Source organism: Mediterraneibacter sp. ICN-202921 (assembly GCF_037890075.1).
Taxonomy (GTDB): domain Bacteria; phylum Bacillota; class Clostridia; order Lachnospirales; family Lachnospiraceae; genus Mediterraneibacter; species Mediterraneibacter massiliensis.
This window is the reverse complement of the sequence record NZ_JBBKBE010000003.1, coordinates 109,515-125,341: the sequence shown is the minus strand read 5'-3', so window position 1 is coordinate 125,341 and position 15,827 is coordinate 109,515. Positions and strand designations below refer to the sequence as shown.

General features: G+C 44.0%; 15 protein-coding genes. 1 reads left to right on the top strand and 14 read right to left on the bottom strand.

Going from position 1 to position 15,827, the window contains the following annotated elements; genetic code table 11:
• Window positions 1-27: 27 nt before the first annotated feature.
• From guaB to WKT01_RS03935, 8 genes are all read right to left on the bottom strand, one after another.
• Window positions 28-1,482 carry an IMP dehydrogenase gene (gene guaB, locus WKT01_RS03970; protein WP_059068280.1) on the bottom strand — a complete coding sequence of 485 codons (1,455 nt, stop codon included), beginning with the start codon at window positions 1,480-1,482 and terminating at the stop codon, window positions 28-30.
• Window positions 1,483-1,731: 249 nt separating this feature from the next.
• Window positions 1,732-3,357 (bottom strand): chaperonin GroEL, encoded by a 1,626-nt coding sequence (gene groL, locus WKT01_RS03965; protein WP_059068278.1) that lies wholly within the window; start codon window positions 3,355-3,357, stop codon window positions 1,732-1,734.
• Window positions 3,358-3,417: 60 nt separating this feature from the next.
• Window positions 3,418-3,702: a co-chaperone GroES gene (locus tag WKT01_RS03960; protein WP_059068276.1), complete on the bottom strand. Its 285-nt coding sequence runs from the start codon at window positions 3,700-3,702 to the stop codon at window positions 3,418-3,420.
• A 140-nt stretch (window positions 3,703-3,842) separates the two neighbouring features.
• Window positions 3,843-4,157: a hypothetical protein gene (locus WKT01_RS03955; protein WP_059068274.1), complete on the bottom strand. Its 315-nt coding sequence runs from the start codon at window positions 4,155-4,157 to the stop codon at window positions 3,843-3,845.
• 66 nt (window positions 4,158-4,223) lie between these two features.
• Window positions 4,224-5,003, bottom strand: a complete 780-nt coding sequence (codY, locus tag WKT01_RS03950; RefSeq protein ID WP_059068272.1) for a GTP-sensing pleiotropic transcriptional regulator CodY — start codon at window positions 5,001-5,003, stop codon at window positions 4,224-4,226.
• A 93-nt stretch (window positions 5,004-5,096) separates the two neighbouring features.
• Window positions 5,097-7,169 carry a type I DNA topoisomerase gene (topA, locus tag WKT01_RS03945; RefSeq protein WP_059068270.1) on the bottom strand — a complete coding sequence of 691 codons (2,073 nt, stop codon included), beginning with the start codon at window positions 7,167-7,169 and terminating at the stop codon, window positions 5,097-5,099.
• 31 nt (window positions 7,170-7,200) lie between these two features.
• Window positions 7,201-8,298 carry a DNA-processing protein DprA gene (dprA, locus tag WKT01_RS03940; protein ID WP_059068268.1) on the bottom strand — a complete coding sequence of 366 codons (1,098 nt, stop codon included), beginning with the start codon at window positions 8,296-8,298 and terminating at the stop codon, window positions 7,201-7,203.
• A 6-nt stretch (window positions 8,299-8,304) separates the two neighbouring features.
• Window positions 8,305-9,888: a YifB family Mg chelatase-like AAA ATPase gene (locus WKT01_RS03935; RefSeq protein ID WP_270395209.1), complete on the bottom strand. Its 1,584-nt coding sequence runs from the start codon at window positions 9,886-9,888 to the stop codon at window positions 8,305-8,307.
• A 299-nt stretch (window positions 9,889-10,187) separates the two neighbouring features.
• Here WKT01_RS03935 and sigK point away from each other — a divergent pair, with 299 nt between their 5' ends.
• Complete coding sequence (gene sigK, locus WKT01_RS03930; RefSeq protein ID WP_117975170.1) at window positions 10,188-10,808, top strand: RNA polymerase sporulation sigma factor SigK; 621 nt, start codon at window positions 10,188-10,190, stop codon at window positions 10,806-10,808.
• Between the two features lie 98 nt (window positions 10,809-10,906).
• Here sigK and WKT01_RS03925 read toward each other — a convergent pair whose 3' ends face one another.
• The 6 genes from WKT01_RS03925 to ruvX all read right to left on the bottom strand — a co-directional run bounded on the left by WKT01_RS03925 (window position 10,907) and on the right by ruvX (window position 15,826).
• Complete coding sequence (locus tag WKT01_RS03925) at window positions 10,907-12,130, bottom strand: peptidase U32 family protein (RefSeq protein WP_059068227.1); 1,224 nt, start codon at window positions 12,128-12,130, stop codon at window positions 10,907-10,909.
• A complete protein-coding gene (locus tag WKT01_RS03920; RefSeq protein WP_059068225.1) occupies window positions 12,127-12,780 on the bottom strand; it encodes an O-methyltransferase in 654 nt (217 codons plus the stop codon). Before WKT01_RS03920 ends, WKT01_RS03925 begins: the two co-directional genes overlap by 4 nt.
• 3 nt (window positions 12,781-12,783) lie before the next feature.
• The gene (locus WKT01_RS03915) at window positions 12,784-14,454 is read right to left on the bottom strand and encodes a ribonuclease J (protein WP_059068223.1); all 1,671 of its coding nucleotides are present in this window, start codon (window positions 14,452-14,454) and stop codon (window positions 12,784-12,786) included.
• A 131-nt stretch (window positions 14,455-14,585) separates the two neighbouring features.
• A complete protein-coding gene (locus tag WKT01_RS03910) occupies window positions 14,586-15,059 on the bottom strand; it encodes a Fur family transcriptional regulator (RefSeq protein WP_059068221.1) in 474 nt (157 codons plus the stop codon).
• A 76-nt stretch (window positions 15,060-15,135) separates the two neighbouring features.
• A complete protein-coding gene (locus WKT01_RS03905; RefSeq protein WP_059068219.1) occupies window positions 15,136-15,396 on the bottom strand; it encodes a DUF1292 domain-containing protein in 261 nt (86 codons plus the stop codon).
• Window positions 15,383-15,826, bottom strand: a complete 444-nt coding sequence (gene ruvX / locus WKT01_RS03900; protein ID WP_059068216.1) for a Holliday junction resolvase RuvX — start codon at window positions 15,824-15,826, stop codon at window positions 15,383-15,385. The genes WKT01_RS03905 and ruvX overlap by 14 nt, the downstream gene beginning before the upstream one ends.
• Window position 15,827: the final 1 nt, after the last annotated feature.

The following is a 15,827-nucleotide window of genomic DNA, read 5'->3' as shown; positions in this document are numbered from 1 at the left end:
CTTATCTTCTTTTCTTATCTATTTACCCTACTCGTCCACACTGTAGTTTGGAGCTTCTTTTGTAATATGGATGTCGTGTGGATGGCTCTCTTTTAAGGACGCCGCAGAAATCTTGATAAATTTTCCGCTTTCCTTTAATTCTTCGATCGTGTGAGCGCCGCAGTATCCCATACCGGAACGGATCCCACCCATAAGCTGGAACACCGTATCTTCCACTGTTCCCTTATACGCAACTCGTCCTTCTACGCCTTCAGGTACCAGTTTCTTTGCGTTTTCCTGGAAATAACGGTCTTTGCTTCCATTTTCCATGGCCGCGATAGAGCCCATTCCACGGTATACTTTATACTTTCTGCCTTGGAAAAGTTCAAATGTTCCCGGACTTTCATCACATCCGGCAAAGATACTTCCCATCATACAGACATTCGCGCCCGCTGCGATCGCTTTCGTCATGTCACCAGAATATTTGATACCTCCATCTGCAATGATCGGCACGCCATATTCTTTTGCTGCCTCGTAACAATCCATAACAGCCGTAATCTGCGGTACGCCGATACCTGCAACTACACGTGTCGTACAGATAGAACCTGGTCCGATCCCAACCTTTACTGCATCCGCCCCTGCTTCGATCAAGGCTTTTGTCGCCTCTCCTGTCGCTACATTTCCTGCAATCACCTGCAGATCCGGATACTTTTCCTTCACCATACGGACTGTATGCAGCACATTAGCAGAATGTCCATGCGCGGAATCCATGACAACCACATCTACTTTTGCTTTTACCAGTTCGCTTACACGCTCCAGACAATTTGCCGTGATACCGATAGCAGCTCCGCAGAGCAGACGCCCTTGAGAATCTTTAGCAGACAAAGGATATTTGATCTGCTTTTCAATATCCTTTATCGTGATCAGGCCTTTTAAATTGCCCTCTGCATCTACGATCGGAAGTTTCTCTTTTCTTGCTTTGGCAAGAATTTTCTTCGCCTCATCCAACGTGATTCCTTCCTGCGCCGTAATGAGTCCTTCTGATGTCATGGACTCCTTGATCTTCTTTGAAAAATCTTCTTCAAACTTTAAATCACGGTTTGTGATGATTCCAACCAGTTTTCTGCCTTCTGTGATCGGTACTCCTGAAATACGGAATTTTGCCATCAAATCATTTGCATCGCCTAATGTATGTTCCGGGGAAAGGAAAAATGGGTCGGTGATAACACCGTTCTCCGAGCGTTTTACTTTATCCACTTCTTCTGCCTGCTGCTCGATCGCCATATTTTTATGGATAATGCCGACCCCGCCCTGTCTCGCCATCGCGATCGCCATACGATGTTCTGTAACAGTATCCATGCCGGCACTCATCATTGGGATATTTAATTTTATTTTCTTTGTCAGATTTGTAGACAGATCCACCTCGTTTGGAATTACTTCTGAATATGCCGGTACCAGGAGCACATCGTCAAATGTAATACCTTCTCCGATAATTTTTCCCATGTTTTCTCTTCCTCTCTTTCTCAAATATGTACAACTTTGGTTTATCTGATATGGTACAAAAATTCAAAGTAATTGTCAATAGATTGCCGCACGGTATCTCTATTTGATATTGAGAATTTTTAAACTCTATTATGAAGCCCTGCTTATAAAAGAAAATTTCCTTGCTATTCTGCCAGATTTCAAAAAAAGAGAAGCCTGTTTTAGACTTCTCTTTCTCTTTCTTTTTCTTATCTGCTTTCGGGAAATAGATTACATCATTCCCATGCCGCCCGCTCCGCCAGCTGGCATAGCAGGTGTATCTTCTTTGATCGTAGAAACGACGGATTCTGTTGTGAGCAGTGTAGACGCAACGCTTGTCGCATTCTGCAGGGCACTTCTTGTAACCTTCGCCGGATCCAAGATTCCTTCTTTTACCATATCTACATATTCTTCTTTATATGCGTCAAATCCCATTCCTGGTTTTTCTTCTCTTACCTTATTGATGACCACAGAACCTTCCAGACCTGCGTTTGTAACAATGTGATACAATGGAGCTTCCAAAGCTTTCAAGATGATCTTAGCGCCTGTCTTTTCATCTCCATCCAGTTCTTCCGCCATCTTTTCCACTTCTTTTGCCGCATGGATATAAGCGGAACCGCCTCCTGCGATGATTCCTTCCTCAACTGCTGCTCTTGTTGCGTTCAGCGCGTCTTCCATTCGCAGTTTTGCTTCTTTCATCTCTGTCTCTGTAGCAGCGCCTACGCGGATCACTGCAACACCACCGGCAAGTTTAGCCAATCTTTCCTGTAATTTTTCTCTGTCAAAGTCTGAAGTTGTCTCTTCAATTCCTCTTTTGATCTGTGCGACACGATCTTCTATCGCTTGTTTATCGCCGCATCCGTCTACGATCACAGTATTTTCTTTCTGTACTTTTACAGATTTTGCACGTCCAAGCTGTTCCATTGTCGTTTCTTTCAGATCAAGTCCGAGTTCTTCGGAAATCACCTGGCCGCCTGTCAGAATCGCAATATCCTGCAGCATTTCTTTTCTTCTGTCTCCATATCCAGGTGCCTTTACAGCAACTACGTTGAATGTTCCACGCAGTTTATTTATGATCAGTGTACTAAGTGCTTCGCCTTCGATATCCTCTGCAATGATCAGAAGTTTCGCGCCTGATTGTACAACCTGTTCCAACAAAGGCAATAGATCCTGGATACTGGAAATCTTTTTATCTGTGATCAGGATATATGGATCTTCTAAGTTGGCTTCCATTTTCTCCATGTCTGTTGCCATATATGCTGAAATGTATCCGCGGTCGAACTGCATACCTTCTACCAGATCCAATTCTGTATGCATCGTCTTGGATTCTTCAATCGTGATAACGCCGTCGTTAGAAACTTTTTCCATAGCGTCTGCTACCATCTGTCCTACAGACTCATCACCTGAAGAAACAGCTGCAACTCTTGCGATCTGCTCTTTGTCTTTTACCTTACTGCTCATCGCCGCAATCGCCTCTACAGCTTTGTCAGTTGCTTTTTTCATACCTTTGCGCAGTACGATCGGATTTGCGCCTGCTGCCAGGTTCTTCATTCCTTCGTTTACCATTGCCTGCGCCAGAACAGTTGCTGTTGTCGTTCCGTCACCTGCTACGTCATTTGTCTTAGAAGCAACTTCTCTGATCAGCTGTGCTCCCATATTTTCAAAACCATCTTCCAGTTCGATCTCTTTCGCGATCGTTACACCGTCATTTGTAATAAGCGGTGCGCCAAAAGATTTATCCAGTACGACATTTCTTCCTTTTGGTCCCAATGTTACACTTACTGTATCTGCCAGCTGATTTACACCTTTTTCCAACGCTGCTCTGGCTTCAGCTCCATATTTGATTTCCTTTGCCATTTTTAAGCATCTCCTTTTTTATTTTCTCAGTATTGATTCTTTCACTTCAATTTTCAGGCTTTATTCTACGATCGCAAGTATATCATTCTGTTTTACGATAATATAACTGTCGCCTTCCAACTCTACTTCTGTTCCCGCATATTTGGAATAAATAACTTTATCCCCTGCTTTCACCTGCATTGTCACTTCTTTTCCATCTATGATTCCACCAGGTCCTACAGCTATAACTTCTGCTTCCTGCGGCTTTTCCTTTGCCTGCCCAGGTAAAACGATGCCTGATTTTGTTGTTTCTTCTGCTTCTAACTGTTTTAACACAATTTTGTCACCCAATGGTACTAACTTCATAGTAATTCCTCCTTAATTTTTGCTTTATGCCTTTTATTAGCACTCATTTGTACTGAGTGCTAACCTCATGAATATAAAATAGCACTCTGCTGACTATTTGTCAACAGAGTTTCTAAATTTTATAATTAGTTTATATTCATTTAACCTCTTCCCGTTTCATGCACACTGTAGAATCCATTTTCAATCCTAAATCTCAATATATTTCTGTTTTCAGACTGATACCTCTCTTTCACGACACCCGTGCAGTACAACAGTTCAGTTCTCGCTGAAATATAGCATCTATATTTCGCGTCCAGTGAAATAGCAGTCAGGTCTTTCTCCTTTAATTCCAAAAACATCTCGTCTTCTTCCAGATCATATCTTAAAACGCGGCACTGATGTGTCACTTCGTCAAAGATTCCATCTGCCGATATCACCTTTTCCATCTTTAAGTCTACCGGATTTCCTTCGTACATCCTCGTCCCTCCTTCTGTCACATAAGGGGTATCAGTCTATTCTGATACCCCTTCTTTTCTTGTATATCACATACGTTCTTTTTTAATTTTTTCTAACTCTGTAAATACATAATCGTTCAAAACTTTTATATACGTTCCTTTCATCCCCGAAGATCGGGATTCGATCACGCCTGCGCTCTCGAATTTGCGCAGCGCATTGACGATCACAGAACGAGTAATTCCTACCCGGTCAGCCACCTTGCTTGCGACCAGGATACCTTCTGTTCCGTCCAGTTCTTCAAAAATATGGATGATCGCCTCCAACTCCGAAAAAGAAAGCGTGCTGATCGCAGACTGTACAATGTGTTCTTTCCGCGTCTCCTCCGCGCTTTCCTCATTGACAGAACGCAGCATCTCAAGTCCCACAACAGCCGTCCCGTATTCGCTTAAAATAATATCGTCTATAGAATACATATCCGTCTGCTTATAGATAAACAGTGTACCCAGACGTTCCCCCGCAATATTGATCGGTGTAACGATCGCCTGATAACCCTGCGCCGCCTCTGCCGAGAAGCCCAGCGTTTCCAGATTGACATTTTCCTTTGTGGAAAGAATATTCAGCAGACGCTCATTGAGCATACTGTCGATATGCGCGCCGACTGACTCTGTGATCAATTCGTGTATCTCGTCTACTGTATTGCATTTACTAACGCCAAGGATCTTCCCTTTCTTACTGACAACAAGAACACTGGAATCTAAAATTTCTGTAAGGACAGCACATATGTCATTAAAAACCACCTTACTAGAATTATTGTTGTGCAGCAGTTTATTAATCTTTCTTGTCTTATCTAATAACTGTACGCTCATCATTTCCTCCAAACCAATTGTATATACAAAACCCATCAATTCACTAGACAAGCATATGTTATCATATAATTTCTGAATTTTCAATACAATTCATTAAATCTTTTTCAATTCTCGGACATATCCACACTTTTCATCCGAACAAACTAACTTATTTCCCTTTTCCACCATGTATTTTCCACATTCCGGGCATTTTTCTTTGGATGGCTTCTGCCATGACATAAATTCACACTCCGGATTATTTTCACACCCGTAATATTTTCGTCCTTTCTTCGTCTTGCGGATCACAACCTCTTTGCCGCATAAAGGACACGCAACTCCGATCTTTTCAAGATATGGCTTCGTATTCCGGCATTCAGGAAAACCGGGACAAGCCAGGAATTTGCCATGAGGACCGTATTTGATGACCATATTGCGTCCACATTCCTCGCAAACGACATCTGTCACCTCGTCTTCAATCTTCACACTTTCCAACTCTTTCTCCGCTGTATTAACGGCCTCATTTAAATCCGGATAAAAGTTTCGTATGACATCTTTCCATGCTACTTTTCCTTCTTCCACCATATCCAGAAGGCCTTCCATATTCGCTGTGAAATTCACATCCACTATACTCGGGAAGGAGCGTTTCATAATACTGTTGACAACTTCACCTATTTCTGTGATATATAGATTTTTCGCCTCTTTGGTAATATAACGTCTGCCCAGGATGGTCGAGATCGTAGGCGCATACGTACTCGGTCTGCCGATGCCGAGTTCCTCTAAAGCCTTGACAAGCGTCGCCTCCGTATAATGCGCAGGGGGCTGTGTAAAGTGCTGTTTGGCATCAAACTCCTCCTTTTCCAGGCGAGAGTCTTCCTTTAGTCCGCCTACCAGTACATTGTTCTCTTCCTTTTCTTCATCTGCCTCTGTATAGACCGAGCGAAATCCCTGGAACGCGATCTTGGACGTTGTTACTGTAAAGACATATTTCCCGGCGCCGATCTTTACTGCCGTTGTCTCGTATCGGGCCGGCTGCATCCTGCTTGCCGCAAACCGCTTCCATATCAGCTGATACAGACGAAACTGATCTCTGGAGAGAGACTCTTTTAAAGAAGCTGGTGTTCTCGTAATATCTGTAGGACGGATCGCCTCATGAGCATCCTGGATCTTTTTCTCTGTCTTCTTTGTCCCTGTTTGTTCTATCACATATTCTTTTCCATAGGTCTCGGCAATATACTCTCTTGCCGCTGCATCTGCCTCTTCTGCGATCCTGGTAGAATCCGTACGCAGATAAGTGATAACGCCCACTGTTCCATTTCCTTTGATATCGATCCCCTCATACAACTGCTGCGCGATCCGCATCGTCTTTTGCGTACCAAAATTCAACGCCTTTGCCGCCTCCTGCTGCAGCGTACTTGTCGTAAATGGAAGAGGCGCTTTTCTCAGCCTTTCACTTTGCTTGATATTTGTAATAGAAAAGTGCTCTTTTTCTAATTCTTTCCTGATCTTATCCATCTCTTCTTCTGAATGGATCGTTATTTTCTCTTTCTCTGTTCCATAGAACTTTGCCGTCAGCGGTCGTTTTTCTCCTTCTACCTTAAGAATCGCATCCAGGCTCCAATATTCTTCCGGTATAAACGCATCTATTTCTTCTTCCCGATCCGCGATCAGACGGAGAGCTACAGACTGTACTCTCCCGGCACTTAAACCTCTCTTTACCTTTGCCCAGAGAAGCGGGCTGATCCGATACCCCACCATCCGGTCTAATACACGGCGCGCCTGCTGCGCGTCCACCAGATTCATATCTATGTCCCGCGGATGCTTTAAAGATGCTTTCACGGCATTTTTTGTAATTTCATTGAATGTGATCCTGCGCATTTTCTTGGAGTCTAACTTCAATGCCGCCGCCAGATGCCATGAGATTGCTTCCCCCTCCCGGTCCGGGTCAGTCGCAAGATATACCTTGTCTGCTTTTTTTGCTTCTTTTCTTAATTTTGCCAGAATATCACCTTTTCCGCGTATGGTAATATATTTCGGGTCATAATCATGCTCCACATCCACGCCTAACTGGCTTTTGGGCAGATCCCGCACATGTCCCTGAGAGGCATCTACCGTGTAACTGCTCCCCAGAAATTTTTTGATTGTCTTTACCTTCGCCGGTGACTCCACGATTACAAGATAATGCGCCATAAAATACTACTCCTCCATTGGCAATTTATGTCTATTTGATCTTTATATAATAGTTTTTCGATATTTCTCTGATAAAGCCCTGCAATTCCAAAGATACCAGTATTTGCAACAGTTCTTCACTTCCAAGTTTCGTTTCTTCCACTAAACGGCTGATACTCTTGGGATACAGACCGACACAACTATACACCATATTTTCCGGACTTTCAAGCGTTTTTTCATTTTTGTATAGATTTTTACTTTCAGATAACATCTGCACTCCCATTTCTTCCAACAGCATTTCCGGCGACAGAAGGACACCTGCTCCCTGTCTTATCAGCTGATTGCATCCCTCGCTCAAATGACTGTTTACAGGGCCCGGAAGCGCATAAATATCCTTTCCCTGCTCCAGCGCCATATCTGCCGTGATCAAAGATCCACTGCGTTTTCTTGCTTCGATCACCAGTATGCTGTCTGCCAGACCACTTATGATCCGGTTTCTCATAGGAAAATAATGGGCAAGAGGCGGCGTGCCCGGCGGCTGTTCCGATATGATTCCTCCTCCCTGCTCTAAAATATCCACATATAATCCCATATGTTCCTTCGGATAACAGACATCCACACCTGACCCAAGCACCGCAAATGTCTTTCCTGCGCCAAGCAAAGCGCCTCTTTGCCCCATTCCGTCGATTCCTCTGGCCAATCCGCTTATGATCTCCACACCATATTCCGCTAATTTTTTTCCAAATTCAAGTGCATATTTTTCCCCGTAGGGAGTACACCTGCGCGCTCCTACAATGGCTGCCTGTTTCTTCGTTTCATCCGGCAGATTTCCTTTTACATACAGTACATATGGAAAATCTGTGATTTCTTTTAACTTTTGTGGATACGTGTCCATAAAACAAGTGATCACCCTGATCCCCATGCTTTTTATCCTATCATACATATCTTTCAAATTCTTTTCTTTTTGCGCCTGTATGACCGTATTTTGTTCTTTTTCATTTAAAAACGACACTTTTTTTATCTCTGTTTCTTCTATATAATATACCTTCTCTGCCGACGCAAATTGTGTGTGCAGGAGACACTTTTTCTGATTGGATAAATGCTTTATACGTGCCAGCCAATATTCATATTCTCTTCCTGCTTCTATCATTTCCCATCACCTTCCCCAATATTTTTTATCCAGCGTTCGATATCCGATCGCCTCTGTCAGATGTCTCGCGCAAATCTTTTCATTCGCCTCCATATCCGCGATCGTACGGGCAACTTTCAGTATTTTGTGATAAGAACGTGCCGTCAGTTTCATTGTCTCAAATGCTTGTTCTAAAATAGCCCGTCCCGTCTGATCCAAAGGACAAAACTGTTCTGTCTCTTTCATTCCCATGCTGCCGTTTGTATAAATTCCTAAACCTTGCCTCGCAAACCTTTTTTTCTGTATCTTTCTTGCTTTTATGATCCTCTGCCTCATGTCTGCAGACGTTTCCGTCTTCTTTTTTTCAGTCAGTTCCTCATACGTGACTCGCGGTGCCTCGACACATATATCTATACGGTCAAGAAATGGCTGACTGATCCTGCCTAAATAATTCTGTATCTGTGCCGGTGTACACGTACACCGTTCCATATCTGGATAACATCCGCAGGGGCATGGATTCATCGCCGCAACTAACATAAAATCCGCTGGAAAGGTATAGCTTCCATGCACACGGTTGATTTCAATCTTCTTCTCCTCCAAAGGTTGGCGCAGCACTTCCAGAACAGATTTTTTAAATTCAGGAAGCTCATCCAGAAACAAAACGCCTCCATGCGACAGACTAATCTCTCCCGGCGAGGGGATCACACCCCCTCCTGTCAGAGCCGCCTTCGTGGCCGTATGATGCACACTGCGGAAAGGCCGTTTTTCAAGAAGAGGACGTTCCGTATCCACAAGTCCTGCTATGCTATATATCTTCGTCACCTCTACACTTTCTTTAAATGACATAGGCGGCAGGATCGTCGATATCCGCTTTGCCGTCATAGATTTTCCACTTCCCGGAGGACCTACCAACAGAAGGTTATGTCCGCCGGCAACGGCGATCTGCGCTGCCCTTTTCACAACTTCCTGCCCTTGTATATCCGCAAAATCCAATATTTCCTGCCCCAGGCATTCTCTTTGATCTTCTGCGCTTTTCGTAAAGGGAAGGAGTTGTTTCTCTCCTTTCAAATATCTATATACCTCTTCCAGCGTCTCTACCCCGATTATCTCCACGCCGCCTGTAAGAGCGCCTTCCGCCGCATTTTCTTTCGGCAGGATACAGGTCTTTATTTGTATCTTTTTCGCCTCTGTTACGATCGGCAGAATACCCGGTACTTTTAAAACTCTTCCATCCAGTCCCAGTTCTCCGATAAGCAGCGTACTTTTTAGTCTCTCCTGTGGTATCTTCCCCAGCGCAGTCAGAACCGCTGTCGCGATTGGCAGATCAAAAGAAGCTCCCTTTTTTCGTATCGTAGCCGGGGAAAGGTTGATCACTGTCTTCTTCGGCGGATATTCTATCCCCGTATTTTTTATCGCAGTCCGCACTCGCTCCGCCGCTTCTTTTACTTCCGATGAAAGGTACCCCACCATATGGAATACCGGAAGTCCATTGCTTATATCCGCCTCCACACGGATAAACTCCACGCCAAGTCCTCTGACTGCCGCGGTAAATACTGTACTTACACTCATAATTTCCTCCGGATGAGAAAACCTGTATAGCAGATAAGCCACGCATCAAACGCATGCATTTTGATATACCTGCATGAATAGCATAGAAAACACCTCAAACGATATAAGTAACAAATCTGAAACTTGACCGAATCGGCCTGATACCTTACAAAAAGGCAAGATCACCGGAAAGGAACCTCTCCGAGAACGTATGTATATGATAGTCTATATTTACTTTACATGTCAAGAAAATCATTATAATTTATTATAAAACTTTTTTCTCTGTCCTTCTTTTCATTGGAAAAGCACCAATTCCAGCGTTGCCTCATAAACTATATCAAATGTGCTTAGAGGTGTTTCCCTTGAAATCATTTCCCACTCCCCTTACTCCTTCCGAAGAAAAATATTACATCCAAAAATATACAGAAGGAGATCTTCAGGCAAAGCACATATTGATCGAACGTAATCTGCGTCTTGTCGCCCATGTCATAAAAAAATACCAGTCTCTTGATGAGGATCCGGAAGATCTTCTCTCCATCGGGACGATTGGTCTGATCAAGTCGGTCGTCACCTTCAATCCCGCTAAGGGCAACAGACTTGCCGCTTATGCTTCCCGCTGTATAGAAAATGAAATACTCATGTATCTGCGGGCGAAAAAGAAAACAAACAAAGAAATTTCCCTCTATGAACCGATCGGCACAGACCGGGAAGGCAATGAGATTAAATTATATGATATTATCGAAACCGGAGAATTTGATGTCCCCGAAAAAGTATATCTCAAAGAAAATATCCAAAAACTCTATGAGAAGGTAGAAAACGAACTTTCCAACAGGGAAAAATTAGTTCTAAAAATGCGGTATGGCCTCTATAACGGAGAAGAATACACACAACGGGAAATTGCCAGGCAACTTGGCATTTCCCGTTCCTACGTTTCCAGAATTGAAAAAAGCGCCATTGAAAAATTGCGGAGATTTTTCACTTGATGATATTCTTAAAGAGTATATCCTTCCCTATGAAGAAAAACCGGATAGAAGCCTTTTGATTTAGGAATTCCTTCCGGTTTTTTGCATGCCTTCTTTCCTTATTCTGCCCTTCTTAACAGATCATATTTTTCTGCCGCATGCTCCAGTTCTACCACTAGTTCCTGTTTTGGGTGTGGAGCACTTTCCTGTTCTTTTCCCTCTGTGTCAGCGATTCTTTTGACAGTCGTCTCGATGTTTCTTCCGTCCGGCTTCATGATCTCGATTTTTTCTCCAACGGAAAATTTGTTGCGCTGTTCGATATGAACGCTGTTTCCCACTGCTTCTTCTACGATCCCCAGATACGTATATTCCTTTACATAGGTATTGCTGTCATAGATCTGGGTATTTTCATCCGGTTTTCCAAAGAAAAATCCCGTAGTGAACTGTCGGTATGTGCAGTTGGATATCTGCTCCAAATACCAAGGCATATTTTTTTCGTACAATCGAGGATCCTTCTGATAATCGTCGATCGCTTTCCTGTATGTTCTTGCCACAGTCGCCACATACAGCGCTGTTTTCATCCTTCCCTCTATTTTCAAGCTGTCCACGCCTGCGTCCAAAAGTTCCGGGATATGGCTGATCATACACAGATCTTTGGAATTAAAAATATACGTTCCTCTTTCGTTTTCATACACCGGCATGTATTCTCCCGGACGCGTCTCCTCCACGACTGCATATTTCCAGCGGCATGGGTGCGTACAGGCGCCTTTATTGGCATCTCTGCCGGTAAAATAATTGCTGAGCAGGCAGCGTCCGGAATAGGATATGCACATCGCCCCATGGACAAATGCCTCGATTTCCAGATCCGCCGGAATCTGCGCTCTGATTTCTTTGATCTCCTGCAGAGACAGTTCTCGCGCCGCCACCACCCGGCTCGCTCCCTGCTTATACCAAAACTGATAGGTTCCGTAGTTTGTATTATTTGCCTGTGTACTGATATGCCGCTCGATTTCCGGGCATATTTCTTTTGCAATCTCAAAAACACCAGGATCTGCAATGATCAGTCCATCCGGCTGTATCTCTTTTAATTCTTCAAAATATGCTCTGACTCCCGCCAGATCTTCATTATGGGCGAGAATATTTGCTGTCACATAAACCTTCACGTCATGGGCATGGGCAAATCCAATGCCTTCTTTCATCTCTTCCATTGTAAAATTTTTTGCTTTCGCCCGCAGTCCGAACGCCTCGCCTCCGATATAAACTGCATCCGCGCCGAATATGACCGCTGTTTTCAGCACTTCCAGGCTGCTTGCGGGAATTAGTAATTCAGGGTGTCTGCTCATTCTTTCTTTTCCTTTCTTACACTGACTGCCACGCCATCCCCTAAGGGAAGGATCGTAGTGAGTAATTCTTCTCTATGCTTCAGTTCGTATAAATATTCTCTCATTCTGGCATGGATCGTACGGTTTCTGCGCTCTACAGCAAATCTGGACTCAATGATCTCTCCGTCCTGCATCACATTATCCGAAACCAGTACACCATCTTTGGCAAGGAGCCGCAATACCTCTGGAAGATAGTGGATATACTGTCCCTTCGCCGCATCCATAAAGATAAAGTCATAGTTTTCTTTTAACTTTTTTAAGACTTCAGCAGCATCGCCTTCCAGTAGAATGATCCTATCCTGCTGTCCTGCACGCAGAAAGTTTTCCTTTGCCACCGGAATCCGCTTTTCATAATTTTCAATTGTCGTTATTCGGCAGTCCGCCGGAGTATACTCACTCATCAACAACGCAGAGAAACCAACCGCTGTCCCTACTTCCAGCACCTTTTTAGGCTTAGTCAGTGTCAGAAGTACTTTAAGGAAGCTCTGCATCTCCTTCCTTATGATCGGCACACGGGACGCAAGAGCTTCCTTCTCTATCGTTTCTAATATTTCGCTGTTCTGCGTTTCAAAAGAGTTGATGAATGTAATGATACGCTCATCTACTATCATATCTTACACATCCACATCCATGATAATCGGAATGACCATTGGTTTCCTCTTTGTTTTTTTCCAGATGAAATCATTCATAGTATCCCGGATCACCAGTTTGATCTTATTCCAGTCCGTATTTCTTCCGGACAAACATGTATCCAAGGCGTCTGACACAACGTTTCTCGCCTCTTCCATAAGTCCTTCCGACTCTCTTACATAGACAAAGCCTCTGGAAACAATATCCGGTCCCGCAAGCAGACGGTTCGTCCTGCGCTCCAGCGTCAGGACTACGATCATGATTCCATCCTCCGCCAAATGCTGTCTGTCACGCAGTACAATATTTCCTACGTCTCCAACGCCGAGTCCGTCTACAAGGATCGCGCCTGTATGCACCTTATCTACAACTTCCGCTTTCTCCTCGCTGACTTCCAGCACATCTCCAGATTGGATGATAAATATATTCTCTTTCGGGATTCCCAGAGATCTTGCGATACCTGCGTTTGCTTTTAAATGTCTGTACTCTCCGTGGACCGGAATCGCATATTTCGGCTTCACAAGAGAGTAGATAAGCTTTAGCTCTTCCTGACAAGCATGCCCGGATACATGCGCATCCTGGAAGATGACTTCCGCCCCTTTTGCCGACAACTCATTGATCACACGAGATACAGATTTTTCATTTCCCGGAATCGGATTCGAGCTGAAAATGATCGTATCATTGGGCTGGATTGTCACTTTGCGATGCACATCCGCCGCCATACGCGACAGCGCCGCCATAGATTCTCCCTGGCTGCCTGTGGTGATCAATACCATCTTCTCCGGCGGATAGTTCTTCATCTGGTCTATCTCGATCAACGTATTATCCGGCACATTCAAGTAGCCTAACTCTGACGCCGTAGAAATGATATTTACCATACTGCGCCCTTCTACTACAACTTTTCTGCCATATTTATACGCAGAGTTGATAATCTGCTGTACACGGTCTACATTAGACGCAAAGGTTGCAATGATCAGACGAGTGTTCTGATGTTCTGCGAAAATATGGTCGAATGTGATCCCCACCGTCTTCTCGGACTGCGTAAAGCCTTTGCGCTCTGCGTTTGTACTGTCTGACATCAGCGCCAGCACGCCTTTCTTGCCGATCTCAGCAAAACGCTGCAGGTCGATTGCATCCCCAAATACCGGTGTGTAATCTACTTTAAAGTCTCCCGTATGCACAACTGTCCCTGCCGGAGAGTAGATTGCCAGGGCAGACGCATCTTGGATACTGTGATTTGTCTTGATAAATTCAATCCTGAATTTTCCAAGATTGATAGACTGCCCGTGGCGCACAACTTTGCGCTTTGTTCCTCTTAACAGATTATGCTCTTTTAACTTGTTTTCTATGATTCCCATCGTCAGCTTTGTCGTATAGATGGGCAGATTGATCTCTTTTAACACATACGGCAGTGCCCCTATATGATCCTCATGCCCGTGCGTGATCACAAAGCCCTTCACTTTGTCTGCATGATCTTTTAAATACGTCACATCCGGTATGACAAGATCAATTCCCAACATATCATCCTCTGGAAATGCAAGCCCACAGTCTACGACGATGATACTGTCCTCATACTCAAATGCTGTAATATTCATACCAATCTGTTCAAGCCCTCCCAGCGGTATGATACGTAACTTCCCTTTATACTCTTTTTTCAAAAATCCAACACCTCCATAAATAGTATGTAATTTTCCTACTTTTCACAAAAGGAGTGTCTGCGTTTTCTTTGCACACGAAAAGAACGTGCCACGGCTCGTCCTTCGCCTCGGCACAATCAGGTAATCTGCCTCTAAGCGTTGTTTTGTTTTTCCTTCTTCAAACACTCTTTACACTGTCCGTAAAATTTCAGTTCATGATCCAATACATGAAAGCCGGATGCCTCCTCGATATGACGTTCCAGTTCCTCCAAAAGGTCATCTTCAAAAGGAATCACCCTCTTGCATGTCCGACAGATCAAATGGTGGTGATTATGTCTCATCTCTCCTTCCAAAAGATGTCCGATCTCATAACGCACACAGCCATCATCCAGATTGATGCGATCCACTAACTGCATATCCCACAAAAGCTGTACAGCCCGATATACTGTTGCCAGGCCAATCTCTGGATAGTCTGCTGACACCAGTTCATAAATATCTTCCACCGTCATGTGTCTGCCCTTGTTTTCCGCCAAGACCGACAGCACAAACAACCTCTGCTGCGTAACTTTCAATCCTTTTTCCTTTAATTTTGCTTTCAGCAGTTCCTGCACCTTTTTCTGTTCCATCAGCAATACTCCATTTTATGCTGTAAGTACTCTTCCCTCATGAAAGAGCAATCTATTGTAAATATCCAAGAGGATTTTACATTTCAATATCCACATCCCCCAGCAGTTCCTCAAAGACTTTTGACACTGCCAGAAGTTCTGTTTCATCTTCAACGATCTCATATACACTTTCTGATGACGCACTGTCATTGATTTCTTTTAAGATCAGACATTCCGCATCATCTTCCTTAGAATCCGTTACAAGTATGTAGACAAAGCCACCTATCTTTGTTTGTTCCAATACAAAAAACGCAGTCTCCCCGCTTCCATCTCCAAATGCAAATTTAATCTTCTCCATATAAACTCCCCGTATATATAGAATCCAAATATCCCTGCAGTATAAACACTGCTGCAATCTTATCGATATATTTTTTACGGTTCTCCCGTCTTACACGGCTCTCTATCAATGTGCGTTCTGCCTCTACTGTCGTCAGTCTCTCATCCCACATGATCACTTCGAGCCCTGTTCGACGCACAAGCATATCGCGAAATTCCAATGCTTTTTCTGCACGCTCTCCAATATCATTATTCATATGTTTGGGAAAACCAAGCACAATCCTCTCCACTTCGTATTCTTTCACCAGTTCTTCAATACGAGCTAAAGTACGGCGCAGCTTGTTTTCCTCTTTCCGTTCGATCGTCTCTACACCCTGGGCAGTCAGACCAAGTGCATCGCTGATCGCGACGCCCACTGTCTTCGTACCGTAATCCAGTCCCATGATCCTCATG